This window comes from Paenibacillus sp. SER-28, from assembly GCF_052906305.1.
In genome coordinates this window covers 408,045-434,240 of the sequence record NZ_JBRECM010000003.1, presented here as the reverse complement: position 1 = coordinate 434,240, position 26,196 = coordinate 408,045, and the positions used below count along the sequence as shown (strand labels likewise).

General features: G+C 47.9%; 20 protein-coding genes. 13 read left to right on the top strand and 7 right to left on the bottom strand.

Going from position 1 to position 26,196, the window contains the following annotated elements; genetic code table 11:
* Nucleotides 1–92 precede the first annotated feature (92 nt).
* From ACUYLD_RS12185 to ACUYLD_RS12175, 3 genes are all read left to right on the top strand, one after another.
* Complete coding sequence (locus ACUYLD_RS12185; protein ID WP_446675141.1) at nt 93–3,509, top strand: S-layer homology domain-containing protein; 3,417 nt, start codon at nt 93–95, stop codon at nt 3,507–3,509.
* 162 nt (nt 3,510–3,671) lie between these two features.
* On the top strand, nt 3,672–6,818 hold the full coding sequence (locus ACUYLD_RS12180) for an ATP-binding protein (protein ID WP_446675140.1): 3,147 nt from the start codon (nt 3,672–3,674) through the stop codon (nt 6,816–6,818).
* A gap of 156 nt (nt 6,819–6,974) precedes the next feature.
* A complete protein-coding gene (locus tag ACUYLD_RS12175) occupies nt 6,975–8,126 on the top strand; it encodes a response regulator (protein ID WP_446675139.1) in 1,152 nt (383 codons plus the stop codon).
* 280 nt (nt 8,127–8,406) lie between these two features.
* Here ACUYLD_RS12175 and ACUYLD_RS12170 read toward each other — a convergent pair whose 3' ends face one another.
* The gene (locus ACUYLD_RS12170) at nt 8,407–10,176 is read right to left on the bottom strand and encodes an alpha-glycosidase (protein WP_446675138.1); all 1,770 of its coding nucleotides are present in this window, start codon (nt 10,174–10,176) and stop codon (nt 8,407–8,409) included.
* 151 nt (nt 10,177–10,327) lie between these two features.
* On the opposite strand from ACUYLD_RS12170, the gene ACUYLD_RS12165 reads away from it, so the two are divergent.
* From ACUYLD_RS12165 to ACUYLD_RS12145, 5 genes are read left to right on the top strand one after another with little or no spacing between them, the layout of a single operon-like run.
* A complete protein-coding gene (locus ACUYLD_RS12165; RefSeq protein WP_446675137.1) occupies nt 10,328–11,002 on the top strand; it encodes a response regulator transcription factor in 675 nt (224 codons plus the stop codon).
* Entirely contained in the window at nt 11,002–12,432 is a 1,431-nt protein-coding gene (locus ACUYLD_RS12160) for a sensor histidine kinase (RefSeq protein WP_446675136.1), read from the top strand. Before ACUYLD_RS12165 ends, ACUYLD_RS12160 begins: the two co-directional genes overlap by 1 nt.
* Before the next feature lie 59 nt (nt 12,433–12,491).
* Nucleotides 12,492–13,409: an ABC transporter ATP-binding protein gene (locus ACUYLD_RS12155; protein WP_250267284.1), complete on the top strand. Its 918-nt coding sequence runs from the start codon at nt 12,492–12,494 to the stop codon at nt 13,407–13,409.
* Entirely contained in the window at nt 13,406–14,122 is a 717-nt protein-coding gene (locus tag ACUYLD_RS12150) for an ABC transporter permease (RefSeq protein ID WP_336077873.1), read from the top strand. Before ACUYLD_RS12155 ends, ACUYLD_RS12150 begins: the two co-directional genes overlap by 4 nt.
* The gene (locus tag ACUYLD_RS12145; RefSeq protein WP_061831153.1) at nt 14,122–14,850 is read left to right on the top strand and encodes an ABC transporter permease; all 729 of its coding nucleotides are present in this window, start codon (nt 14,122–14,124) and stop codon (nt 14,848–14,850) included. The genes ACUYLD_RS12150 and ACUYLD_RS12145 overlap by 1 nt, the downstream gene beginning before the upstream one ends.
* A 71-nt stretch (nt 14,851–14,921) precedes the next feature.
* On the opposite strand, the gene ACUYLD_RS12140 is transcribed toward ACUYLD_RS12145, so the two are convergent.
* Nucleotides 14,922–15,878 (bottom strand): L-lactate dehydrogenase, encoded by a 957-nt coding sequence (locus tag ACUYLD_RS12140; RefSeq protein ID WP_061831154.1) that lies wholly within the window; start codon nt 15,876–15,878, stop codon nt 14,922–14,924.
* 535 nt (nt 15,879–16,413) lie between these two features.
* On the opposite strand from ACUYLD_RS12140, the gene ACUYLD_RS12135 reads away from it, so the two are divergent.
* From ACUYLD_RS12135 to ACUYLD_RS12125, 3 genes are all read left to right on the top strand, one after another.
* Complete coding sequence (locus ACUYLD_RS12135; protein WP_446675135.1) at nt 16,414–17,235, top strand: MerR family transcriptional regulator; 822 nt, start codon at nt 16,414–16,416, stop codon at nt 17,233–17,235.
* Nucleotides 17,236–17,379: 144 nt separating this feature from the next.
* The gene (locus ACUYLD_RS12130) at nt 17,380–18,201 is read left to right on the top strand and encodes a serine/threonine protein kinase (protein ID WP_446675134.1); all 822 of its coding nucleotides are present in this window, start codon (nt 17,380–17,382) and stop codon (nt 18,199–18,201) included.
* Between the two features lie 112 nt (nt 18,202–18,313).
* Nucleotides 18,314–18,436, top strand: coding sequence for a YjcZ family sporulation protein (locus ACUYLD_RS12125; protein WP_231109480.1), 123 nt, complete (start codon nt 18,314–18,316; stop codon nt 18,434–18,436).
* 179 nt (nt 18,437–18,615) lie between these two features.
* Here ACUYLD_RS12125 and ACUYLD_RS12120 read toward each other — a convergent pair whose 3' ends face one another.
* The 4 genes from ACUYLD_RS12120 to ACUYLD_RS12105 all read right to left on the bottom strand — a co-directional run bounded on the left by ACUYLD_RS12120 (nt 18,616) and on the right by ACUYLD_RS12105 (nt 22,667).
* Complete coding sequence (locus tag ACUYLD_RS12120) at nt 18,616–18,795, bottom strand: hypothetical protein (protein WP_442436708.1); 180 nt, start codon at nt 18,793–18,795, stop codon at nt 18,616–18,618.
* An 87-nt stretch (nt 18,796–18,882) separates the two neighbouring features.
* A complete protein-coding gene (gene gntK, locus ACUYLD_RS12115) occupies nt 18,883–20,436 on the bottom strand; it encodes a gluconokinase (protein ID WP_069290933.1) in 1,554 nt (517 codons plus the stop codon).
* Nucleotides 20,437–20,477: 41 nt separating this feature from the next.
* Nucleotides 20,478–21,839, bottom strand: a complete 1,362-nt coding sequence (locus ACUYLD_RS12110) for a GntP family permease (RefSeq protein WP_025722432.1) — start codon at nt 21,837–21,839, stop codon at nt 20,478–20,480.
* A gap of 132 nt (nt 21,840–21,971) precedes the next feature.
* Nucleotides 21,972–22,667: a GntR family transcriptional regulator gene (locus ACUYLD_RS12105; RefSeq protein ID WP_165178820.1), complete on the bottom strand. Its 696-nt coding sequence runs from the start codon at nt 22,665–22,667 to the stop codon at nt 21,972–21,974.
* Between the two features lie 193 nt (nt 22,668–22,860).
* Between ACUYLD_RS12105 and map the strand changes: the two genes are divergently transcribed.
* The gene (gene map, locus ACUYLD_RS12100) at nt 22,861–23,607 is read left to right on the top strand and encodes a type I methionyl aminopeptidase (protein WP_023986734.1); all 747 of its coding nucleotides are present in this window, start codon (nt 22,861–22,863) and stop codon (nt 23,605–23,607) included.
* 730 nt (nt 23,608–24,337) lie between these two features.
* Nucleotides 24,338–25,300 carry a glycoside hydrolase family 26 protein gene (locus tag ACUYLD_RS12095; protein ID WP_446675133.1) on the top strand — a complete coding sequence of 321 codons (963 nt, stop codon included), beginning with the start codon at nt 24,338–24,340 and terminating at the stop codon, nt 25,298–25,300.
* A 240-nt stretch (nt 25,301–25,540) separates the two neighbouring features.
* On the opposite strand, the gene ACUYLD_RS12090 is transcribed toward ACUYLD_RS12095, so the two are convergent.
* On the bottom strand, nt 25,541–26,038 hold the full coding sequence (locus tag ACUYLD_RS12090; RefSeq protein WP_446675132.1) for a CcdC family protein: 498 nt from the start codon (nt 26,036–26,038) through the stop codon (nt 25,541–25,543).
* Nucleotides 26,039–26,196 lie beyond the last annotated feature (158 nt).

Sequence of the window (26,196 nt, the reverse complement as noted above, 5' to 3'; positions counted from 1 at the left end):
AGTTCCTTGGTTGCATAAATCGTAGAACTAAACATGACTAAAGCCTTTGATATAACAGGATATATGCCAATAAATAGTGTCTAGGAGTGGAAATGTTGAAACTTGTAAATCGGAATAAATGGATTGCATCTGCGATGGTATTGGGTATTGCTTCAGGTTCAATCGTATCTCTGCCTTGGGTAGGCGGCGTCCAGACTGCTTATGCAGCGACAGCAGATACGCAAAGCGAAACTGGATTTGTAGCACAAGCTCGCACCTTGGGTTTGATGACAGGCGGTAATCAGGGCGATTTTATGGCACAAAAAAATTTGACCCGTGCAGAAGCGGCTAAAATTTTGTGCAGTCTGTTCCAGTTGGAAGTTAACAACCAGTCGCAGACCTCTTTTATGGATGTATCGTCCGATGCATGGGGCGCTCCCTATATTGAGGCTGTACGTGCAGCCGGGTATATGACAGGTAACGGGGAACTGTTCCGTCCGGGGGATGCCATTACCAAGGAAGAACTGATCGTATCGCTAGTACGTGCAATGGACTTACAGGATGCCGGCACAGCGAATGCACAGCAAAATGCAGTTCAAGTTGCCCGCTCTTATGGTCTGTTATCAGAGGATGCTTCTACAACGGATTTGAAAAATCCATTGAACCGGGAGAGTGGTGCGGAAGTATTCGTCAGCCTGCTGGATCATCCGGTAGGAGAAGTGAAATCAGAGGGCAATACCGTTCGAATCGGAAATATCCCTTACCAGTTAGAAGGGTCTTTGCAAGGTTTGTTCGGTGAAAATAACAAAGCTGTATTAAAAGGGGCAAAATTCGACCTTAACCGTAATTTGCGTACACTGACAGGTGTGAATAAGCTGGAAATTAACGCAGACGGCGGCGTATTTGACGGTAAGGGTGTGTCTTTTGATGGACGCCTGATCGTCAATGGTTCGGTAACCTTGAAAAACATGTCCTCCACAGGCGTATTAGAAATCAAAGGCTCAGGGACTCAGCCTGTATCGGCCATTTTGGAAAATACGGCATGGTCTGGTGTGGAGCTGGGCTCTAAGGATGCAAAGCTGACAGCAACCGGGACGACGAAGATCGACAACCTGACGCTGAAAAATGATGCATCGATCGTGACCGAGGGAAATGCCGCGATTAGCCGCGTTTCGTTGCAACAGGGACTGGGCAAGCTGTTGGTTAGCGGCAGTATTGGTTTGCTGGATGCATCACAATATGTGGGCGTTCCTTTTATTACGCTGGCTAAGGGAGCTACAATCAACCAGCTTAACCTGCCGGAACAAAAACAGCCGCAGGATGTTATCATTAACTATGATGCGATGAAAGAAGCTGTTAGTCTCGTGAATGGCACGAGGAACTCGTCCTCTACTGGATCAGTTGTCACGGAAACAGAGAGCAAAGATAAGAAAAAACACAACAGTGATATTGTCAACGTAGACCGCAGTCAGCTGGAGGCAGAAGTCCATGCAGCCAAAGATCTGCTGGATCGTACAGGTGAGGGTGGACCGGATCAGGCACTCTACCCGGCTACGGCGAAGGAAAGCCTGTCGGCAGCAATCCATCAGGCTACGCTGGTACTCAACAATACTACAGCTACACAGGCAGAGGTAGATCAAGCGCTCAGCACATTGAAACAGGAAGTTTCTGTGTACACAGATTCAGCCACAGAACCGGTGATTGGAACACAGGAATTAGTTAGACTGATTCAGGTAGCTTCGACTACCCTTGAGCAAAATCGAATGGTTAGCGACGAATTCCCACCTCTTTGGGATGATTCATTAAGTCAAGCAATTCAATTTGGCAATAATGTGTTAGAAGGGAATGCGCCCCAAAATATAGTGGATCGGGAAGTAGTAAGCCTGCGTCGAGTAATTGAAGTCTACAATGCATCAGTAAAACTGAGAGATGCCTATCTGCATTTTCTCGATGTAACGGATCGTGTGGAGAATTTGAACACAGATAAAGCGCGTTATAAGTCCTTAGTGAGGGAAGGATTAAGCGTATATGTGAATCCATTAACTACAACGGAGCAGTTGGACGAATGGACACAAAAAATAGAAGCTACCACAGAATCATTCTTGGTACTGCAAACAGTGGACTTCTCAGTGCTTAAAAATACTTTACAAGAAGCGCAGGTTATCTACGATCAGAGTAGCGCTCAAAATGCCGAACTGGGCAACCTCATTCAGGAATATACAGAGAAGATGCACACCGCTATGACGCAGCTGGATGTATTGAACTTGAACATGGAGCTGAGTCAAAGGCTTGCGGAATTCACTGCACCAGTGCCTGCTACAACTCGGGAAAAACTGCAACAGCTGGTTCATGACGTTCATCTAAAACTGCTGTCTGACCCTATCGCTCGTAATTATTTGAATACGGAAATGCTCCCTTTAGAGCAACTAGCAGAACAAGCCAACTTTGCACTCATGATGCCGTTTACTCCTGAGGAGCAATTGGTGATCTCTTATAATCAATTAAGTCAGGCTAAAGGGAACTATATTGAAAAATATAACGAGAAAAGGCTACAATTGAGACACGAAATCATTGAAATGCAGGCATCGATCAATGGAATTTTGGTGCAAAATTCAGGCTCATTAAGCGCTGAAGCCCAGCAAGCCTTGTCTTCTGCTTCAGAGCATGCCTCCATCTTCTTAGGTTTGCCTAGCTTTGAATTGCAAGACGTGGTTCCTGTATACGAGGAGTTGCAACAGGTACAGAGCCAGTATGCTGCACCAATAGCAGTGGATACCATGTTCTTAAATTTCAACATAAGTATAGCTAATAATGAAGTTCAGACGTTTGGCCGTCATTATACCCAACAAGATAACGAAGAACTTCAAGGGCAAATTAATCAGGCAAGCCTTGTGCTTAATACTCCGGATATTACACAGCTTCAGGTAGACCGGGCTAACACAGATTTGATTACAGCACTTTCGAACTACCAATCCAAATGGATCGTAACTGATCTTGATATCAATGAGCTCAAGAACATTGCGAACAATCTGCTTACAGTAAATGGTACAGATCCTACGACGGTCTACTTTCACAGAGTAGTGGATGCATACAATCGTCTGGACCAGTATTATCCTATGCCGGAAATCAAGAAAAATTATATGAATCTGGAAGATGCGATTCAGGAGTATAAAGATTTTATAGCCAGCCAGCAACAAAGCAGCGGAACAGGAAGCAGTGACAGCAGCGGAGGAGCAACACCACCAAGCGATAGCAGCGGAACAGGAAGCGGCGACAGCAGCGGAGGAGCAACGCCGCCAAGCGATAGCAGCGGAACAGGAAGCGGTGACAGCATTGGAGGAGCAACACCACCGAGCGATAGCAGCGGAACAGGAAGCGGCGACAGCAGCGGTGGAGCAACACCACCAAGCGACAACAGCGGAACAGGAAGCGGCGACAGCAGTGGAGGAGTAATACCACCAAGCGGTGGCAGCGGTGACGATTCAGGCTCGATTCCTGGCGGTGGTAATGATGAAGGCATGATTCCTTAATAAGGGAAATGCAGGAAGTACAAGGGTGTATAAAAGGGGACGATTCCGCACAGATTTTTGTCTGCGGCGGGCGTCCCTTTTTGCATGGGCAGCGCTTCTAATACAGCTGGTTAGAATAACCGATACTAAAAGATAGACGATATTGAAAAGAGCGGGGGATTTATGAAAAAACAGGGGGGTTTATTTTTTATTATACTTCTGCTTGCGGTTGCGTTGCCGGTGTATCCGTTAGTGTCGGGTGTTTTATCCGGAAACAGTCATTGGAAAGCACACAACGGTGTTATTGATTTGCGTAATTGGGACCCTGAAAAGGAAGGCCCTGTACAGCTGGGAGGGGAGTGGGAATTTTACCCCAATCAGCTTGTGCAACCTTCATCCTTTCATGAAATGCAACAAGATAAGGATTGGGAAAATCATCAGAGTTCTTCAGAGTTGAGGCTGGAAACGAGTTCTTCTGCCAAGATTGTGGATGTGCCTGGTAAATGGAATCAGTGGATGCCTAAGGGACAGGCGACCGGATATGGAACCTATCATATCCGTGTGCTGTTGCCTGAAAAAGCGGAAAATCTGTACGGCATCTATATGCAAAACATTCGCAGCGCCAGTCAAGTATGGATTGACGGAGAAAACGTGGGAGCAAGTGGTATTCCCTCTGTTTCTGCCGACAAGGGCAAGCAGGGCAATGTTCCCTATGTTGGATTTGCAGCGATAGATGGACATTCGGCTGATATTACCGTGCATGTGGCTAATTATAGCTACTCCTCCGGTGGAATCATTTATCCACTGTTATTTGGGGATTACGAGAGTATTACGCATAGCCGGGAAGTTGCAATGGCAGAGGACACCATACTGATAGCAGGATTTTTTATTCCTACCGTATTTTTTATCATGCTATACCTTTTACGTAAAAAGGAGAAGGCATTGCTTTACTTAGGATGCTTTTGTATCGCGGCTTTATTTTATATTCTGACACATGGAGAAAAGCTGCTGGCTTGGGGAATACCGGACTTACCTTATGAATGGATACTGAAAATACAGTCGTTCTCGTCAACCCTGTTCTACTATTTTCTGATCCACTATGTTCATCTTTCGACGCAGATTGTTATGAATCGGCTCGTGCTGCGCCTCTATAATATTACAACCGCACTGATGCTGGGTATGGGGCTATTTCTGCCTACATTGGTACTCTCATCCTTTGAAGCATTTATTCTTCTTTTTGGTGTAGTCAGTGTGGGATATGTATTACTGATCTTGATTCGTGGGCTTCTTCAACGGACGGATGACGCTGCACTGCTAGTCATTAGTATTATGAGCATTCTTATGATTGTAGTGACTAATTTTGTGTATATTCTGGGCTGGGGAGATGTGCGTGGGGTGACAGCCTATGAAATGCTCATATTCGTATTGGCTCAAACGCTCCTGCTGGCCAAACGTTTTGTACATTCGTTTATGGAGGTTGAGAACCTGTCACGACGGTTGCTAACACTGGATGGGTTAAAAGATGAATTTCTGGCCAATACGTCACATGAACTGCGCACTCCTCTGCATGGAGTCATTAATATCGCTCAATCCATGCTAGACCGCTACGGGACACAATTCAATGAGCCGCAAAAGCACAACTTGGTCTTGATTGCGAATATAGGACGCAGACTTTCGTATTTAATTAACGATATTCTGGATTTTTCTAATTTGAAAAATGGCAGATTAGCCTTAAATCGTCGGCCTGTCAATGTACAGGCAGCTGTGAAGTCCGTGTTGGAGGTATTGGGTCATACAGTGGGTAAGAAAAAGATTCAATTTGTCAAAGAATTGCCCAATTCGTTGCCCAAGGTGGATGCGGATGAGGATCGGCTGATTCAGATTTTGTACAATTTGTTGGGTAATGCGGTGAAATTTACGGAGGAAGGCGAAATTGTAATCTCTGCCAAAGCGGGGAACCGTGAAATGGAAATCAGTGTGAAGGATACCGGGCCCGGTATTGCCCAGGAGCATCTTTCGCATATATTTGAACCGTTTAACCGAGGGGCGAATGCTGAGGATGAAGGATACAGTGGAACAGGGCTTGGATTAGGCATAGTCCGTCGTCTGGTGGAGCTGCATGGTGGTCATATCCGGGTAGAATCTAGATTGGGCAAGGGTTCGACCTTTTATTTTACACTGCCCTTAGCGCAGACCGGAACGTTGGCACATGAAGCTCAAAAAGATGTTTCGTCTGCGGTTATATTGCAGCCTGGTGTGACGTCGGGTCGGAATGTGATTCCGCATGAAGAGGATGCACTGGGGCAAGTTCAGACTGTTCCTTACAAAGTGCTGGCTGTAGATGATGATGCGGTTAATCTTCGGGTGCTGGAGGAGCTATTGTATACCACAGGTTGTAGCGTGGTGGCGGTGGATCATGCCGAGGAGGCACTTCACATGCTGAATGGCCGTTCCCGATTTGACCTAGTCATTACGGATTGGATGATGCCGGAAATGTCCGGTATTGAGCTGTGCCGACGGATACGGGAACGGTATTCCCTGTCCGAGCTACCGGTGTTGCTGCTGACGGCACGCGACCTGCCCGGGGATATCCGCGCAGGTTTTATGGCGGGAGCTAATGATTTTCTACGTAAGCCTGTTGATGCTGAGGAATTAAAGGCGCGTGTGCGCACGCTGTTGAACATGCGTCATTCGGCGGAGGAAGCGGTGCGTTCGGAAATGGCCTTTTTACAGGCACAAATCAAGCCGCATTTTCTGTACAATGCCTTGAATGTCATTGTTTCGACTGTAGCCGTAGACCCGGACAAAGCAGCGGAGCTACTCATGGAGCTGAGTCAGTATTTGCGGGGCAGTTTTGATTTTCAGAACAGGGAGAATACGGTGCCATTATCCAAGGAGTTGGAATTGGTAGAATCGTATGTGGCACTGGAAAAAGCACGATTTGAAGAACGTTTGCAGGTGACCGTAGAGGTAGGAAGGAACATCCGGTCTCTCATCCCGCCATTAAGCATTCAGCCCATCGTGGAAAATGCGATACGGCATGGTGTGATGCAACGGGCAACAGGTGGAACCGTGCGAGTGGTTGTGCAGGAGGATGGAACCGATTTTGTGGTCAGCGTGACCGATGACGGCGTAGGGATTCCGTCCGATCGACTGGAACAGCTGCTGTCGGAGGATCATGTATCTTCCAGCGTGGGACTGCGTAATATCCATCGCCGTCTTATCCATATGTATGGAGAAGGATTGCGAATTGAAAGTAATCCTATGCAAGGGACGACGGTAAGCTTCCGTGTGCCGGAAACGATCTCGCCCCGGAATACCGATGAATAAAAAAAGTACAGTACATTTGTCGGAAAAGCTAAAGTCACACCCGCAATGATACGATATATAAAATATAAGAAATTAAAAATCGTATGGATAAAGCAGATAGCATGTAAATAGAACATCATGATAAATGGTTGCAGCAGGAAGGGAGTACGGACACAAATGAAGGCGATTTTGATTGATGATGAGAGGTCGGCATTAACCTACTTGGAACGGTTGCTGGAGGCGGACGGACGGTTAACGGTAATGGGCAAATATACGTCTGCACAAGTGGGGCTGGATCATCTGGCGGCAGAACGTGCGGATATTGTTTTTATAGATATCGGAATGCCAGAGATGAATGGTCTGGAGGCCGCCGAGTGGATTCAACAGCTAGATTCTCATATTCATATCGTCTTTGTGACCGCGTACTCGGAATATGCTATTGAAGCGTTCGAGCTGCAAGCACTGGATTACTTGTTAAAGCCCGTTCATGCCCGGCGGCTATCCAAAACGTTAGATCGGATTGCAGCCACGCTGGCTGATCCCCGTTCTTCTAGTTTGGGAGCTTCAGCAGAGCAATCCCCCAAGGTACGTTGTTTTCAAAAACTTGAAATTTTGGAGGATGGACAGGAAGCCGTAGGTGCGAAACCATTCAAATGGCGCACATTAAAGTCACAGGAGCTATTTTCCTTCTTATTACACCATGAAGGGGAATGGGTGAGCAAAGAACAATTGCTGGATGCGCTGTGGCCTGAATATCATTTGGACAAGGCTGTTGTTCACCTGCACACATCCATTTACCAAATCCGCAAGGCGTTGAAAGAACGGATGCAAGATACGAAGCTGGAATATAATCTGGATCGCTACCGCTTGAACCGCAATGGCTGGATTACAGATGTGGAGCTATTCGAGCGGGGAATATCCGAATGGGCTGCATCCGGTAGCGGCGGTAAGCCGCGTATTGAGAGCCTGTTGGCACTATACCGTGGCAACTATCTGGAGGAGCACGATTACCCGTGGGCATATGCAAAAAGGGAGAAGCTGCGCAATATGTATCTGGCATGTTCTTCTGAGCTGGCGAGAGAAGAGCTTCGCTCAGGTCGTACCCGGCAGTCTGTTCAGCGCTTACTCAGCCTACAGCAACGGGAGCCGTACTCAGACGATATCTGCAGTCTGCTGCTGACCGCCTATGCCCAACTGGGCGATTATACTGCTGCCCAAAAGCATTATGAAAGCTTCGTCGGAATACTAGAAGATGAGTTGGGTATTGAGCCGCAGCAGGTGACGCACCAGTTGTACGTGCAATTGAAAACACAGACGCTACCTGCGTAAACTGCTGTACTGGCTCAGGTAGCACCTTCTTCAGCTCAGACAGGACAAGGCGGTAACCCCATTTCGATCAATGCTTCGGATGTTGGGGTAGTAAGAACAGATGTTAAAAACAAATAATCGACTTGGATAGAAGCTCATATTCAACGTAAAAAGACCACCAGGAACAAGTTAACTATCTTGTTCCTGGTGGTCTCGCTTTTTTGCCGTTATTCGGCAGGTACTTTCATCAGCATCCGCCTATGGAGGCTTATGCTTTTCTTCTCGTCTTGACACCACCATCTTAAGCAGGTTTTACTGACTGAGCAGGTGCTGCCTTCAGTACAGCGTATCCGTAGGGTGGAAGCTTGGCAAGCAGCCCCTTCTCTCTAACGGACCACTGGCTTTCGCCAAAGGCTAATTGCCATTCCTGCTCAGGAATGTCCAATTCAAAAACGTGATCCTCATCGGAACGGTTGAGCAGCACGAGCAGCACTTCTTCCTCGCTGCGGCGCTCATAGGCAAGTGAGGTGCCCTCTGGCTGTGCCTCCAAAAAGGTGATGCTTCCCTGATCACGGAGGGCCGGGTGCCCCTTACGAAGCGCGATCAGCTCGTGGTAAAAGTCGAACAGCTCGCGGTCCTGTTTGTCGGTGTCCCACTCCATACATTTGCGGCAGCCTGGATCGGCATCTCCATCCAGGCCGATCTCATCGCCATAATAGATGCAGGGTGCGCCCATGTACGTAAACTGGAACAGGGCGGCCAGTCGCATCAGCCGCTTGTCATCCCCGCACAGTGTCAGCAGGCGCGGTGTGTCGTGGCTATCCAGCAGATTGAAGGCAACCTCGGATGCTTGCTGTGGATAGCGGGCCAGCTGTCTTCCGATGGCGAAGGCAAAGCTTTGAGCATCGGTCACTTTTTTGACGAAAAAATCATTCACCGCGTAGGTGAACGGATAATTCATCGTCGCATCGAACTGATCCCCCTGAAGCCACTCAGATGATTCATTCCACATTTCACCCAAAATGTACGCATCTGGATTGGCCTGCTTGACCGTAGTGCGGAATTCCCGCCAAAAGGCGTGATCCACCTCGTCTGCCACATCCAACCGCCAACCATCGATACCGATTTCTTCGATCCAATGCTTTGCTACATCCAGCAGGTACTTTTTCACCTCAGGATGTTCGGTGTTCAGCTTGGGCATCATCGGTTCCAACCCGAATGTATCATACGTCGGTGTGCCATCCACCACTTCCAGGGGAAAGCTATGTACATGGAACCAGTCCTTGTAAGGCGAGGCTTCGCCTTTTTCTTGCACGTCAACGAACGGTTTAAACGTACGCCCTGAATGGTTGAACACCGCATCAAGCAGCACCCGAATTCCTCGGTCGTTGCAGGCATCGACCAGTTTTTTTAATGTTTTTTTGTCCCCAAAATGGGGGTCCACCTCCATATAATCCTCTGTATCGTATTTATGATTGGTCGTCGCCTTGAACACAGGAGTCATATATATGGCGTTAATCCCTAGCTCGTTCAGGTGATCCAGGTGATCCAGAATCCCCTGAAGATCACCACCGAAAAAATTGTCTCTTTGTGGTGTTCCGCCCCATGTCTCTGCACCTTCTGGGCTGATAGAGGGGTCACCGTTTGCAAAACGTTCCGGGAAAATCTGATAAAATACAGCATCCTTCACCCATGCAGGTGGCTTCAGAATATCAATCGGGTTCAAAAACGGATATTGGAACAGTTTATCTGCATTTTGGGGTTCCTGGGTGGTGAAGTCGTCCTCGTTCATCCAAATACGTTCCTCACCGTCTTCTAGCAAAAATCCATATTTCAGCCGACGGTGAGTAGGTTTTACGCTGCATTCATAGTAATCAAACCTGCTATCGGTAGCGAATTTGGACATCGGGACAAGCTGTCGGGTGCGGTCCCAATCGTATTTATCTCCGGTGAGAGCATGAACGGTATTTAGGTCATTTTTCTTCGCACGTAGCCGTAGAAATATCGTTTCATCATTATAACCAAAAGCCCAATTTCGTTTCGGGTGATGGTATATCGCTTCTAGCAGCATCGGGTAGTCCTCCTTTTTTCACGAGCATTCAAATTTGAAAATGTGAAGCGTATGTCGTATAAGGTAGTTATTAACCTTTTTAAGTGGGTCATGTACCATAAATGCTATAATGCCCATTACATAAAAGAAAAACGATAAGTAGGTGTCTATTATGAAAACAAATGTGCTATACATCGAAGATGACCAGGATATTGGTGCTTGGACGCATCAGTATTTGGAAGAGCGGAATTACGCTGTAACCTGGCTTCGCAGCGGGGATGGGGCTGTGGAAGCAGCCCGTACGTGCCAACTCGTGATTTTGGATGTGATGTTACCCGGTCTGGATGGATTCACCATGGGGAAGCGGCTGAAGAAAGAGTACCCGGAGCTTCCCATTCTCATGTTGTCTGCCCGTACATCCATTGACGATAAGCTGCAAGGACTGGATTTCGCCGACGATTATGTAACCAAGCCCTTTCACCCGGATGAGCTCATAGCACGTATAGAGATTTTGCTGCGCCGCTCGGGAACCGTGCCCGAAGAATCTTTACAACTGGGGCATCTATCTGTGTTCTCTCCTGATAACCGTATTGTGAACCGTGATACAGGGGAGGAAATTACACTGACAGGCAAGCAATATCACATTTTTGCTTATTTGCTGCGGCATTTGGGCCAAATTATGACAAAAGAGCAAATGTATGAAGCGGTGTGGGGAGATCCATATATCGACGGAGACAAAACCTTAATGGTCCACATCCGACACCTTCGCGAAAAGCTGGAGATTGATCCTGCGTCACCTCGCATCATTGAGACGATCCGTGGTGTAGGATATCGGGTGAAAGCATAATGAGCAGGACGCGCAAGAATTGGAGGAGGCTGCACCCCAGCTCTAGGCCGGGTCAGGGAGGTCGGTTTCGCAGTTCACTGTTGTTCCGTTATCTGGTCATTATTGTGTTTGCTATGATGCTGTTGCCCATTGTGTTGCCTGCTACAGCCTTGATATACAGCGTGTTATTGAATTGGGGGTCGGAGCTCAAGCCTGAAAATGATTACTACCCCTCTGCTACCCATACCGAAAATAGCTGGCATCGCGAAGCTGTAGCCTTGAAGGGAGCCACACCAGAGCAAATCTCAGCTCATCTGCGCAAAATACAACAAGATATGTTCCCTAACTCACAAATATTTTGGGTGGATACCGCAGGTAAAACAAGGTTGGAGATACCGACACAACCTAACATGCCAAAACAATGGAACGCTGCACAGGCTATAGCTTTTATGAAACAAGCGAGCTATGAGGGGCCGTTTACGGTAGTAGCCTTTATTGGCGGGGGCAAGAATGATGTGAATCAGGGCTATATGGTGTTAAAAGTGCCTCGTTCGTTCTTTGAACAGCCAACTACAGATAGTAGCATGTTGATGTACTATCTCTTTTTTATCGTATTGATTCTGGGCGCTTTTATATTCGTATCTCTTCTGTTTTTTGGAGGCATTCGGCGTAGATTGTTGCAGCTTCAGGCCGCCATGTCGCAGCGAGGAGAGGATGGCTTGCCTATTCTTGTTGCCACTGGACGCCCGGATGAAATCGGCAAGCTGGAAGAAGCATTTAATCAGATGGTCGAGCAGTTGGCAGAGAGTCGGGGACGTGAGCGTCAGGAGGAAGAGCTACGGAAGAGACTGGTCGCGGATCTGTCACACGATATTCGGACGCCGCTTACGGTCGTGCGCAGCCATCTATATACACTAGATGGTGAAAATCTGAGCAGCAGAGGGAAACAGTCGATTACACTGATGGAAAACAAGCTAAAAGACCTTGGGAGTCTGATCGACAATCTGCTCACCTATAATCTGCTAGCTAGTGGGAAATACACTATGAATAACACACCGCGTGATATCCTGCGGCTAGTGCGGGAGTGTGTAGCCAGCTGGTATCCGGTGTGGGAAAAGGAGGGTTTTGAAGTGGATATCGACCTGCCCGAGCATAGTATGGTGTGGAATGTGGATGAGCAAGGCTTCCGTCGTCTGCTGGACAATCTCTTTCAAAATGTAGTTCGCCATGCTGCCTCAGGCCGATATATCGGTGTTCAAGTACAGAAAGATAATGGGACAGAGGCATTGATTATCACAGATAAAGGGCCCGGTATGGAGCAACAGTCCAGTGAAAAAGGAGCCGGGATTGGTTTGGCGATTACAGAACTGCTGGCTCGCGAAATGAATTTGGAGAGGGAGATTATCAGTTCATCAGCCGGGACCCGAATCCGTTTTTTAAACAAAACTTAAACTCAGAGTTCCCTTGGTTTTAAACTTGGCACGTTACGATAGGTGTCGAGGTGAGGAACTTGAACGAATACATTATTGAAACGAACAGTCTCAGCAAAATATACAAAGGCCGCGCGGCGGTTAATCAGCTGGACCTGAAAATAGCTCGAGGAGATATTTACGGATTTCTGGGTCCGAATGGAGCGGGGAAAACGACAACGATCCGCATGCTGCTTGGACTTATTCGCCCAACTCGAGGAACGATCCGTATATTCGGCAAAGATATTCGCAGACATAAGCTCGATATTTTGCGTAAAGTCGGCTCGTTGGTGGAGTATCCTTCGTATTATGGTCATTTGAACGCAATTGAAAATCTGGAGGCCATTCGCCGTATTTTGAATGTACCCAAGCAAAACATTGCGGAAGTGTTAGAGGTCGTCCGACTGACCAAGCATGCCAAACGTCCAGTCAAAGGCTACTCGCTGGGCATGAAGCAGAGACTGGGTATTGCAGCAGCCCTGCTTGGGAATCCCGAAGTGCTCATTTTGGATGAGCCTACGAATGGTTTGGACCCGGAGGGTATTCAGGAAATGCGCACATTGATTCAGGCGATGCCCGAGCAACGGGGGATCACCGTACTGGTATCCAGCCATCTGTTGAGTGAGGTAGAGCATATGGCGAATACCGTGGGTATTATCCGTGAAGGAGAGTTGGTCTTTCAAAACACGATTCATAATCTCCGTCAGGAATCCGCAGGCGGGATTCGGATCGTAGTGTCGGAACCGGAAGCAGCCCAGTTGATTGCGCGTGAGCAGGGCTACCATTCAGTGAAGGACGGATCGGCGCTGGATTTCGAGAACATGAATGATGCGGCTGTTGCGCTGCTGGTCAGAAGATTGGTCGAAAATACGCATGCCGTATACCGTGTGGAGGAACGCCGCAAATCGCTGGAGGATATGTTCATGCAGGTAGTGGGCAAAGGAGGGGCTTCCTTATGATGCTGCGAGCGCTCACGGCGGATCTGCTCAAAGCACGCAGAAAGGGAATCTGGTTCTTGGTGTTCCTCGGTCCCCTAGGGCTGGTAGCGATGCAGGGACTGAACTTTGGGCTCCGCTATGACTATCTGATTCCGCGATACAAGGGGCGCTTATGGGAAGGCTTGATGGATAACATCGCTATTTTTGTCCCCCTTGCGCTGGTATTAGGAGCCACGATGGTCGCTTCCATGCTGGCGAATGTGGAACATTCGTCTAACTCTTGGAAGCAGCTGCTGGCTTTGCCTATTTCCAAATTTAGTGTTTATATGGCCAAGCTGACGCTAGCGATCGGGATGCTGTGCGTGTCCTGTCTACTCCTGACGGTTGGGACTTGGGTGTTGGGAATGATTCTTGGCTTTGGGGGAGAGCCTGCACCCGTAGGGGAACTGCTACGACTCGGGTTTTGGCCCTTGGGCGGCACGCTGCCTATGCTCGTATTATTGTTGTGGTTAACGGTCACGTTCCATAATCAGGCGCTGCCTGTAACACTGGGCATTACGTTAGGCATCGGCAGCTTGTTTGCTTCACAGCTGTCCGAATGGTTTCCGTTGGCCTGGCCGCAATTCGCATGGGTTGCACCTCAAGCATGGATGTTTGCGTCCGTCGGGTGCGGAACGGGCATACTCCTCAGTCTGCTGACAGCGGCCCATTTTAGCCGAAAGGATGTGGCGTAATGTTCGGAGGATATATACGGCTGCTTTCTGTTGAACGTATGAAAATGGCCAAATCGCCCGTTTGGCTGCTTGCGCTCGTCAGCCCGGCGATTGCCGTCTTGATTGGCTTGCTGGCGAATCCGGGAGGGAACTGGCTGTTGCTGTTGACTGCCATGCTTACATTACATGCCATGCTGTTCATGCCGATGCTGACCGCCGTATTTGGATCTCTAGTCTGCCGATTCGAGCATGGGGGCGGCGGTTGGAAGCAACTCATGTCATTGCCATTGTCCCGCACCAGTCTGTATGCGGCCAAGTTGACCATCATTATGGCCTTGGTCGGATTGACTCAGTTACTGTTCGGAGGAGCGCTGCTGGGTGTTGGAGCTGTGCAGGACATGAACGGACCAATTCCTTGGGCCGTGATCGCTCAAAGTTTGCTCGCAGGCTGGGTAGCCTGCCTGCCGCTGGCTGCGTTGCAGTTGATGGTGTCCTTCTTGTGGTCCAGCTTTGCCGCACCGCTTGCGTTGAATTTCGTCTTCACCGTGCCGAATATTCTGGTCGCCAATTCTCAAACCTACGGTCCGTACTATCCATGGACACAGCCTTTATTGGCGATGATGCCGAGTGGAAGAGACAACTTCGGGGCGTTCATGGTGCCAACTGACACACTGTTGACGGTTATAATAGGTAGCTTTGTCGTATTTACGTTGGCGGGACTGACCGTATTTCGTTATAAAGAGATATAGGGCGAAATACGGGGACTGCAAAAACTCCTTATCCTCAATGAGGGTAAGGAGTTTTTTACTGTGCTATTGGTTTACACTAAGCCTGAAATGGCACGGATATTATTGCTGATAAGGTGGCAAGAGGCGTCGAACTTCGCTTGTTCTTCCGGACTTAGCTCTAGCTCGATGACCTCTTGGATTCCTCTGCTGCCGATAATCGCCGGAACGCCCGTGCAGACATCGGTGTGCCCGTACTCGCCATCCAATACAGCAGAGACCGCTATAATTTTACCATCATCATTTAAAATGGAACGAGTAATGTACGCCAGCGCATTGGCAATACCAAAATAAGTGGCGCCTTTGCGGGTGAAGATCTCCCAGCCTGCATCCCGAGTTTTACGGGCAATGTCGTCCAGATCGACGTGGCTGAATCGTTCCTTATGCTGACGCAAAATGTGCAAGAGCGGCTTGCCGCCAATCGTGACGTGTGACCAGGCAACGAATTGGGATTCACCATGCTCCCCAAGAGCATACCCTTGCACGCTGCGCGGATCTATGGAAAACACTTCGGAAAGCAACGTCTTAAGTCGGGATGAGTCAATGGAGGTGCCCGTGCCGATCACCTTGTTGCGCGGCAGACCGGATATACTTTGTACCATATACGTTACAATGTCGACAGGATTAGCGGCAATGACGAATATACCGTCGAAGCCACCCTCCATAATCGCTGTTACAATCTCTCTGGTAATAAGCACTGCGTTGTCCAGCACAGATAGGCGGTCTTGACCCGGTTTAGGGTTGGCACCAGCCGTTATAATCACAACGTCCATATCCGTGCAGTCTGCATACGTGCCGGCACGCACCTTGGTACGTGTGGACGTAAAATCCATACAATGGGACAGATCCAGTGCATGGGCCAAAGCCCGATCATACGTGCGGTCAATCATCATGATCTCATCACAAATGGACTGATTAACCATTGAGTAGGCACAGCTCGAACCGACCATTCCCGCGCCGACAATAGCTACTTTCCTTGCCTTCCCCTTCATCTATGTTGCCTCCTCGTTCCAGCGAACGTTAATATGCTACAAATTATGCCTGAAATACATTTTACGTTACATAACATAACATATTGCTGATCTTTTGAAAATATCCATTTTTTTGCCTCCATTCCGGGAAATTAAAAATAAACTGTGAATAGAGGTGTTCTTTAGGATTAATTATAGAGTGAACGTGAATTATCAATACTTTTACTGGAAGATAGGAGAGCATGTTTCAATTTATTTTTAAGGTGAATTCTGTGCAAATTATAACCTGAACTATGTTGATGGAAGGAATGGTGCCATGAAAACAATGAAAGTATGACATTTATATGACGTTCTTTAAAGAGTTTCAAGGACATACAGAACGGAAGTATGCTCTGCAATGTCGTTTCTTGTATATCTACAAATATTCCGTTATGACAAAGGTTCTTAGCAGTCTGCAATATTAGAACATTTTTGCCAAAGGGTTTCCAATGGATTTCGCGAATTCTACATATACAAGCTTATTTCTTTCCATACCATCCGGGGAGGTAATGATTAAATGGAAGAAAGCAAATCGACGACGGAAGCAGCAAAACAGTTGGGAATCGGGGCGAGTACCCTTCGTAAATATGCAGCGGCGCTGGAGGAGCAGGGGTATGTGTTTCAGCGTTCCGCGAATCAATCGAGGATGTTCAGTGCTGAGGATGTTGAGTGCTTGAAGGTGATGCGGAGGGCGTTGCGTGAGCAGCATATGACGATGGAGCAGGCGGTTCAGGTGGTTCTTGAGAGAGTGACCGCTCCCTTTCAAATGGAGGATGAAGAGTTCCGCTTGCCACCCATCTCAGATGCTGAGTTACTAACCGCAACCTGGGAAGAAATAATGGCGGCGGCTGAGGTCAGGGATGAGACGTTCATACAGGCGCAAGCAGCTGCTACGGTAGAACTGACAGAGTTACAGGATGAAATGAATGCTCAGGAACTGTCAGAGGAACCCATGCAGCTACAGGCGCAGGAAGAGTTACAGACTTTGGAACCAACCATTGAGTATAGATTGGAGCAAGCACCTGTATCCGTGCAAACAAAGGAGTCTATAGAGCCGCAAGAACTGGCGCAGATGCAGGACATGGTGCAAACTGCATTGTTGGAAATGCGGAGCCGTTTGGAGGAGCTGGAAGCAGAGCACAGCCGTTTGGTGGAAAAGAATATCAGCCTGTCTAACCAACTGGAGGATCAAAAACGCTGGATGAAAGAAAAGGTTGACGAGGAACGAGATCGGCAGCTAATTACTAATTTGCGTACCTACCAGGGCAGGCAACGCAAATCGCGCGGTTCGTTGTTGTCCTGGCTTGGTCTGACACCGCGCAGACGCAGAGAGGCATAACCAGCATCTTTTCTGATAAAGACCATCAGACCTTCCCGGTTCTGATGGTCTTTTATCGTGGATGGTATAATAACGGAATACAAGAATACGAGAACAAGCCGTATAAGAAACGTTGCTGCGGCATGTAGAGGAAAGGATATAAATATGTTTGCTTGGTTGCGAAACGCATATGAATCATGGATGGATTATCCGAAACAGCCTGGCGATTTACTGAGCGGACGTTATGATGTTCGTTCGCTTTTAGGCATGGGGAGCTATGGTCTAACCTACCTCTGTCTGGATCGGCACAGCGGACAAGAGGTGGCAGTGAAAATGCCCAGACCGAGCAAACGGGCGAAGGCAGTTCAGCTATTGCAGCGCGAGGCTCATATTATGCGGCAGATGGAACACCCCTATATTCCGAAGCTGCTCGAAATTGTCGAACATTTGAACGGAATAGTTGTGGTTATGGAATACATCTCCGGCATGACGTTGGAGGAGCTTATATTTGAACAGGAGCGTTCCTTTACGGAACAGGAATGCATTGTCTACATTTTGGAGTTAATGGAGCGAGTTCTGCATGTGCATGAACGGGGCTATATCCATCGGGATATCCGCATTCCCAATGTGATTCACCGTGAGGGAAAGCCTCACCTGATCGACTTTGGTCTTGCTCTGGCCGTAGGAGAGCGACAGGAGGATATATTTACCGAATCCATGCTGGAAAAGCGCGCACCCGAGCGACAAGATGTCGCCGTCTACAGCGATTTGTACGATGTCGGACATTTAATGCTTTTTATGCTGTATAGCAGTTACGAGCCTCAACCGGATCAACCGCCGGCAAGCTGGCAGGAAGAATTGAAGCTGAGTTCACCTGTGCGTCATATGCTGGAGCGTCTTTTTCAGATTCGGCCACGTTATGAGAACAGCCGACAGTTTATGCAAGAGCTGGAGGAAGCATTGTTGCTGCTTGAGGTTAACCCATAACGTCCCTAAAAATAAACAGGCATTCGCCGCAAAAATGGGGGAATGCCCCCCTTACGCATTTGACCATGTCTACATACAATGATCCTGTAAATGAGCGAAGGGAGTGTTGTAAATGAGTCATATGTGTGGAGTAGGCGGCGGTATGGGTTGCGGTGTAGGAGCATGGACCTCTGTAGGAGCGATTCTGGTCCTGTTTATTTTGCTGGTGATCATCTCTAAAACCCTGTTTCTGTAATTTCGGTCTTGGCCGATTTCCTGTAAAATGCACAGATGTTGCCCTGCATAACGAAGGGTGCACAACAATAAAGCGAAGGCCCTTGAGATAAGAAGGGTCTTCGCTTTATAGGGTTTGAAGGAGCCTGTGGCATGCTTCTTGTGTTACGCTCTATTCCGTCGCTACTTCTTGTTGTTTGGCTAAGAACTGGAGTAATGACGGCGTTTATCCTTGTAATAGTGGTGTCCATTGTGACTATTCTTGTAACCGTCTGAAGAAGAATGGCGTTTACGTTCATAATAACGGTCTGAGCTGCTGTATCGCCGCTTATGAGAATGAGAGGTGGAATGTAGCAGGCGGTGCAGTAATTGTTTGAGCATCGTCTAATCCTCCTTCTTACCCTGCCCAACTGACATAGACAGGTTTTTATAAAACGGTAATACGCAGCAGCGTTAGAACAGGTTCCACTAATTTAAAGATTGTAGGGACTTGGCCTGAAATTCCGCAATATCCTTGAACTCTTCTTCGAATTTACGTGAAATGCGGATATAAATCGGTAGTAAATCACGATAAATATCCACGTGTTCTGCTACAGGTTTGTGCTGGTGAGTGGTACCGATCATACCGGACACAGCATCCAGCGAATCAATCCGTCCCAGTGCGTACAAGCCCAGAATAGCTGCGCCCAGACATGAGCTTTCCAGACTTTCGGGGATAATGACTTCCTGATCGAAAATATCCGCCATGAGCTGTCTCCATAGCTCCGAGCGTGCAAATCCACCAGTGGCGTGAATGACTGACGGTCTGTCGATGACTTCTTCCATGGCGAGCATGACGGTATACAAATTGAACAGCACACCCTCCAGAGCGGCGCGAATCATATGCTCTTTTTTGTGACGCAGGGACAGACCGAAGAAGGAGCCGCGAGCATTCGGGTCCCACAGGGGCGCACGTTCACCGGATAAGTACGGAAGAAAGAGCAGACCGTCGGAGCCAGGACGTACCTGTTCCGCAATTTGGGTCAGCACATGATATGGATCAAGTCCCAGTCGCTTGGCCGTTTCCACCTCGGAGGCTGCAAATTCATCCCGGATCCAGCGGAAGACTATACCTCCGTTGTTTACCGGGCCGCCGATGACCCACAGCTTTTCGGTCAAGGCGTAACAGAAAAAGCGCCCTTTGGCATCCGTGAGCGGCTTATCAACTACGGTACGGATGGCTCCGCTCGTGCCGATGGTAACAGCGACAACTCCAGGTTTGATCGCATTCACACCGAGGTTGGACAAGACACCATCGCTGGCCCCGATCACAAAAGGAGTCGTCTTCAGTAGGCCCATGTCATGCGCATAGGTCTCATCCAGCCCTTTGAGCACATGAGTTGTCGGCACCAGCTCGGATAGCTGCTCCTTCGTCACACCTGCAAGGTGCAGCGCTTCCTCGTCCCAGTCTAGCTGCTGCAAATTCATAAGTCCGGTTGCAGAGGCGATCGAGTGATCCACGACATATTGGTGGAATAACCGGGCAAAGATGTACTCCTTAATGGAAATGAATTTATACGTCTGGGTCGCAACATCCGGTAAATCCCGTGTAATCCACATTAGTTTCGTTAGCGGTGACATGGGATGGATGGGCGTTCCGGTGCGTAAATAAATATCGTGTCCGTTGTATTCATGTTTGAGCGCTTCGGCCCATTTGGCGCTACGGTTATCTGCCCAAGTGATGGAGGCGGTCAGCGGCTTGCCGTTCTTATCCACCGCCAGCACACTGTGCATGGCCGAACTGAAGGAGACGAACAGCACATGCTCGGCTGACACTCCGCTTTGTTTCATGACCTCTTGCACCGTCGTCACGACAGCTTTGAAAATATCTTCCGGGTCCTGTTCTGCCGCATCCGGCTCAGGTGTATGGAGCGGATAGCCCACATGGTGCTGGGCGGCAATATTGCCGTTTTCTTCGAAAAGCACCGCTTTGGTACTGGTCGTACCGATATCGACGCCGATCATATATCGGGTGTCTGTCATATTCAATCTCCCCTTCACTTACCGTTATTAGCTCATTATCGTTAAATTAACACACTCAGCAGCATAATCAAACCGAAAGCGACCAGGGAGAGGATGGTTTCCATAACGGTCCATGATTTTAGAGTCTGCGGAACCGTCATATTGAAAAATTCTTTAATCATCCAAAAACCGGCGTCATTCACATGAGACAAGATCAGCGACCCTGCTCCTGTAGCAAGGACGACCAGTTCGACATTCGCGCCGGGTGTAAGTGCCAGTACAGGTGCGACAATACCGGAGCCTGTCGTCATCGCGACTGTCGCTGATCCAGTGGCTACACGAATGAGCGCAGCGACCAGAAAAGCAAATACAATCACATTCATATGGGCTCCTGTAGCGACCGCTGCAATGGCCTGACCTACACCGCTGTCGATCAATACCGTTTTAAATGCACCGCCGCTCCCGATAATTAAGATAATAGAGGCTGTTGGTGCCAGACATTCACTGGTAAAACGGGACAAATCCTCTTTCTTTAGACCACGTGCATAGCCTAGCGAGAAAAAAGAAAACACGGCCGCAATCAGCAATGCCATAACCTCATCACCAATGAATTTGAAAAATACAGTGAGCGGATGTGTATTGGCCGGGTCTACGATTTCAGCGACTGATCCGCTAAGCATTAGAATAACAGGTAATAAAATGGTGAACAGAGTAATCCAAAAAGGAGGCAGCGACCGTCCCGTCGTATTTCTGAACTGCTCGTCCAGCCTCTCGGAAGGTCTGACCATGATTCTTTTGCCAATCCAAGCGCCGAAGACCGGGCCCGCAATAATAGCGGATGGAATGCCCACGATGAGTGCATATCCTATCGTGCGTCCAATATTGGCGTTAAAGGCTTCAATCGCGATCATCGGAGCCGGGTGGGGTGGCAAAAGGCCGTGTACCGTCGATAGTCCTGCCAGCATCGGAATACCGATTTTCAGCAGAGACATATTCATTTTGCGGGCAACCGTGAACAGAATGGGAATTAATAAAATAATACCAACCTCAAAAAATACGGGAATACCCACGATAAAGCCTACAATCATCATCGCCCAATGAACGCGTTTTTCACCAAAACGATCCATCAGTGTGGTCGCGATGCGTTCGGCACCGCCGGATTCTGCCATCATTTTACCGAGCATGGTGCCTAAACCGATCACGATGGCGATGGAGCCGAGCGTACTGCCGAGCCCCTTGGTGATGGAGGCAGTAACTTCATGTCCCGGCATCCCGTTAACCAGTCCGAGAAATACCGACGAAAGCAGCAGTGAAACGAAGGGATTCCATTTGAATTTGGCAATCAGCAAAATCAAAAGAATGACGGTAACTAGCGCCCATATGAGCAGGGACGCGTTATGGCTCAAGCCGAGTAATGTGTTCATGAAGTAATGCCTCCTTATTCATATATGTGTAGCTAAATGTATACTTGTCGACAACTTTAATGTAAAAGAGAACCGCGCCAGCAAAAAACGCATGAAGCGCGGTACATCGGCTCTTTGTCACGCATGTTGCGGCTAGGACGATGTCTTTCTGTAGGGAGACAGAACGCTATCGTTAACCGCGTTGCGGGTATCTCGGTAATGATCCTCAATAAATCCCGATAACTCCTGAGCATTCCCTTGACTTAAAGCGTTTGCAAAGGTTCGATGTTTGTGAATCGTGACTTGTGATTCTTCGATGTTAGACGCAAATCGTTGTTCTGTCGCAGCTAACATGACCGTCAGGATTAGCTGTCTCATACCATTCCAGGTATGAAGAATACGGGTATGGCCTGCTTCCAGAACCAGAGCCTCATGAAAATTAAAATCCTGAAGAGAAAATTCAACGACATCCCTGTACTTGAGAGCGACTTCCATTTTGTCAATCATCTGATTCAAAACAGTCACCAATGTGGCATTATCACTATGTACATACCTTTGTACAACAAAATGCTCAATCAGCATTCGTACATCGAATAGCTCCTCCATATCACTGGGTGTCATGCCAACGACAATCGCACCCATGCGCTCTAAACGGATCAGTCCTTCGCTCGAGAGTGCCTTCAAGGCTTCACGCACCGGAGAACGACTGGTACCAAAATCGGCAGCAATCTGATTCTCAGATAGAACAGTGCCTGGCGTCTGAATACCCCGTATAATCTGAAGCCGAAGTTCACAAGCAATCCTTTCCCCAAGCGATGCGCCCTGTAACCAGGTTGTTGGATATTTCATAGGATACTCCTATCTTGGAAATAATTTTGCATACTGGTATACAAGTTATGGAATATTATATACCCCGTTTAAGATCCTTGTAAACGGTGTCAGTTGACATCGGTTCCATTTCGCTGCTTTTAGCGTTACAATAGAAGCAGAAAAAAGAAGCAGTGAAAAGTGGAACGAACACGGAAAAGAAGGAGACCGTTTAATGATTATCATTAAAACCAAAGAACAAATTGAAAATATGAAAAAAGCTGGAGACATTTTGGCTGCTTGCCACCGGGAAATTGCCAAAATGATCAAGCCAGGCATTACGACACTGGAAATTGACGCCTTTGCAGAATCCTTTATGAAGAAGCATGGCGCCACACCGGAGCAAAAAGGCTATAACGGCTATCAGTTTGCAACTTGTGGCTCACCTAACGATGTGATTTGCCACGGCTTTCCGAATAAGACACCGTTGAAGGACGGGGACATCGTGACGATCGACATGGTTGTGAACCTGAATGGCTGGCTGGCAGATTCCGCTTGGTCGTATGCGGTGGGTAATGTGTCTGAGCAGGCGCAAAAGCTGCTGGATGTTACCAAGGAATCGCTGTATAAAGGGATTGAGCAAGCCGTTATCGGTAACCGGATCGGAGATATTTCCCATGCGATACAAACCTACGCGGAAGCGGAAGGCTTCTCGGTCGTACGCGAATTCATTGGGCATGGCATCGGGGAAGAAATGCATGAGCAACCGCAAGTTCCTCATTATGGACCTCCGCATCGTGGACCACGCTTAAAAGAGGGTATGGTCATTACAATTGAGCCAATGCTCAACACAGGCACATACCGCAGTAAAATTGATGCGGATGGTTGGACCGCACGCACGTTGGACGGCGGCTTGTCTGCTCAATACGAGCACACGCTGGCCATTACAGCAGATGGTCCGATCATTTTGACCCAGCAATAAAAGCAGGCACCCATCGATAGCATACAGACTAACGGGTTGAATGAGCTAGACATGTTACAGGAAAAGGGGCTGTTCAGAGGACAGTCTCTTTTGCTACGTGCATTCTATAAAAGTCTAGTACATGCGTGGAATAATAGATCACCTCTAAAAAACCGAATTTGGCTCAAAGGCCGAATATCGGTTTTTTTCGTTTCATGAGTGCCACGCCGACATTTTTAAAAAAATATACGCCATGCCTTCAGAGTGACCAGCTTAGTTCTGATAGACGCTAGTGATCCGCTTGCTAACGGGATACGTTAAGTGTGTGATTATGAATCTTCTATATAGTACAAAAATAACAATATTTTGAATCCTAATTCATAAGAATGAAATGAAAAATTTTCCTTTATTACACATTTAGCCTCTACCACACCTTGCAGGAATTGTTTGTTTGTTGTTATATGAATAATTTTTTCCTCTAATAGAACTATTTCAGCTTTTTTCCTTGATGTCGATATAATTGAGGGTCGCAAAAGCGTATTCCTTTAGGAAGATGGAGATCAACTCGCTAAAACGAAAAGCATGTAGGTTGCGATTCAAAATTTTCTTAGGGATGATTGTGTCAGAATGTCAAAAGTATTTGGGGAAATAAGGGGGTATAAGTTCCTGATAACTTCTTATTTCCCGCATAACACACCTTAAGTCTTGCGATTACAAGCAGCAAGATATAAACATTAGGAGGATAACCAATATGAATTCATTCAAGAAAACGAAGAGCTTGATCAGCGCCCTCACCGGGGCTGCATTATTATTCTCGCTACCAATGACGGCAGGCGCGGAGAGCAATATCAACTATACTGGCATGTTCCTGGGCTATGACGGAAGTGTAAACACCAGTCCTGTCTGGACCTACAACCCTGACATCGTCTCCTATGATCTGCTGAACTGGAACCAGGGTGGAACCGATGCAGCCTCCATCACCTCCAATAGCGCCTCCGCCATCCAAGCCTTGGGGAAAATCGTCACCGTTTCCACCCACATGCCCAATCCCCAGGGTGGAAATGTAAACGCCCCGATGTCTGATTCCGATTTCGAGATCTTGGCTAATACAGACATTTCATCCATCAATTCGTCCAGCCCCGCATGGCTGCAAAATTATAAGGCCCAGGTTGACAATGTCGTGACTGGCCTGCAAAAGTTTAACTCATCCCCCGTTTACTACAGACCCTTCCATGAGATGAACGGAGGCTGGTTCTGGTGGGGAGATAAAAACACGACGGACTATAAGAACCTGTACATCAATCTGTACCATTACATCGTGACGACCCATGGCATGTCCAACGTCAATTTTGTCTATGCCCCTAATAAAGGAGCCAACGCGGCTGCTTATTACCCCGGCTCCAGCTATGTCACCTGGATTGGCATCGACGCTTACAGCGACGATCCGTCCAATGACAATGAAATTAAGATGGCTTACAATGACATCAAAGGACTTGGCAAAACTTATGGCTTCTGCGAAATTGGACCAGCCGTGGGTGGCGACCATGTGGATCGCAGCAATAATCAGCTCAAGGAATTCGATTATTCGCTTTGGAACAAGGCCCTGAATGAGATCTACACTGGAGCAAGCTTCTTTATCACCTGGGACGGCGCTTATGCTCCGCAGAACAACACAAACGGCAGCGTGCTGTTTACAAAGCAGAGCTCCCAGTAAGTGTCTGGCGTTCGGGCAGCAAGGCATCAACGCGTTAACCCCAAGATGACCGCGGGGTCCTAGGAGAGTAGGACGTTTTCAAGCACGACAACAAAAGCACACCCTTAATGAATTGAGTAATGTAGCTTACGATAGACTAAAAAGACCGAAATGACCAAAAAGACACGGCTCCCTGCTGGGAGAACGTGTCTTTTTGGTCTATACAGCAACATGCGAGCATGCATGTTAAAAACCCGTTTGTCAGATGCGAACTTCCGTCTCGTTCGGAACGAACTGACGATATTGAAAATACATACGAAGCCGCCAGTGTAACAAGGTCCCGAAGGCTAGAATGAAAAATAGCCCTGCTGTCTGCGGAATGGTAATGTAATGCTGAATAAATTCATGCAGCAGCAATCGGACGATCAGCAGGCTGATCAAAATAAAAAAGAAGGTACGTGAGCGTTGGACGAAAACCAGCCCTTCTTGCAATTCAAATTTGGTGCTACGGATCAACGGGTAAGAAAAAATAAACCAGCCGACCAGAAAAGCGCCCAGCCCCCAAAGCCAGGGAACCCGTACTTCTGGCACCACAAACATCATAAAACCGGTGCTCATGCCGAGCGGAGGAATGATGATTTTTTTGGCATTAATCGGGCGATGACCTGTCTTCATACGGATGAAAATAGCCGAAATAGCGATTACGATCATACCGAAGGTTGCGCCATATTGCAGCAATGGGGTGCTAATATGAAACATGGACTGGCCCCCTCTATAAGGAATATAAGCGTTATTGGACAGACTGCAAATCTTTTACATTATACCACATATGCAATGGATATATTTAGTTACAGTCTTTCCTCTGGCAAGCGGATTATACACCTCTTGGTGGTAACGGGTCCTATAATTAGGTCTCT

Excerpts from the sequence above, each read along its gene's own strand:
- map (WP_023986734.1), top strand. The coding sequence starts at position 22,861 with ATGATTATCATTAAAACCAAAGAACAAATTGAAAATATGAAAAAAGCT.
- ACUYLD_RS12165 (WP_446675137.1), top strand. The coding sequence starts at position 10,328 with ATGAAAACAAATGTGCTATACATCGAAGATGACCAGGATATTGGTGCT.
- ACUYLD_RS12110 (WP_025722432.1), bottom strand. The coding sequence starts at position 21,839 with ATGAACACATTACTCGGCTTGAGCCATAACGCGTCCCTGCTCATATGG.
- ACUYLD_RS12185 (WP_446675141.1), top strand. The coding sequence starts at position 93 with ATGTTGAAACTTGTAAATCGGAATAAATGGATTGCATCTGCGATGGTA.
- ACUYLD_RS12135 (WP_446675135.1), top strand. The coding sequence starts at position 16,414 with ATGGAAGAAAGCAAATCGACGACGGAAGCAGCAAAACAGTTGGGAATC.
- ACUYLD_RS12095 (WP_446675133.1), top strand. The coding sequence starts at position 24,338 with ATGAATTCATTCAAGAAAACGAAGAGCTTGATCAGCGCCCTCACCGGG.
- ACUYLD_RS12145 (WP_061831153.1), top strand. The coding sequence starts at position 14,122 with ATGTTCGGAGGATATATACGGCTGCTTTCTGTTGAACGTATGAAAATG.
- ACUYLD_RS12175 (WP_446675139.1), top strand. The coding sequence starts at position 6,975 with ATGAAGGCGATTTTGATTGATGATGAGAGGTCGGCATTAACCTACTTG.
- ACUYLD_RS12140 (WP_061831154.1), bottom strand. The coding sequence starts at position 15,878 with ATGAAGGGGAAGGCAAGGAAAGTAGCTATTGTCGGCGCGGGAATGGTC.
- ACUYLD_RS12125 (WP_231109480.1), top strand. The coding sequence starts at position 18,314 with ATGAGTCATATGTGTGGAGTAGGCGGCGGTATGGGTTGCGGTGTAGGA.
- ACUYLD_RS12160 (WP_446675136.1), top strand. The coding sequence starts at position 11,002 with ATGAGCAGGACGCGCAAGAATTGGAGGAGGCTGCACCCCAGCTCTAGG.
- ACUYLD_RS12150 (WP_336077873.1), top strand. The coding sequence starts at position 13,406 with ATGATGCTGCGAGCGCTCACGGCGGATCTGCTCAAAGCACGCAGAAAG.
- ACUYLD_RS12105 (WP_165178820.1), bottom strand. The coding sequence starts at position 22,667 with ATGAAATATCCAACAACCTGGTTACAGGGCGCATCGCTTGGGGAAAGG.
- gntK (WP_069290933.1), bottom strand. The coding sequence starts at position 20,436 with ATGACAGACACCCGATATATGATCGGCGTCGATATCGGTACGACCAGT.
- ACUYLD_RS12170 (WP_446675138.1), bottom strand. The coding sequence starts at position 10,176 with ATGCTGCTAGAAGCGATATACCATCACCCGAAACGAAATTGGGCTTTT.
- ACUYLD_RS12120 (WP_442436708.1), bottom strand. The coding sequence starts at position 18,795 with ATGCTCAAACAATTACTGCACCGCCTGCTACATTCCACCTCTCATTCT.
- ACUYLD_RS12130 (WP_446675134.1), top strand. The coding sequence starts at position 17,380 with ATGTTTGCTTGGTTGCGAAACGCATATGAATCATGGATGGATTATCCG.
- ACUYLD_RS12180 (WP_446675140.1), top strand. The coding sequence starts at position 3,672 with ATGAAAAAACAGGGGGGTTTATTTTTTATTATACTTCTGCTTGCGGTT.
- ACUYLD_RS12090 (WP_446675132.1), bottom strand. The coding sequence starts at position 26,038 with ATGTTTCATATTAGCACCCCATTGCTGCAATATGGCGCAACCTTCGGT.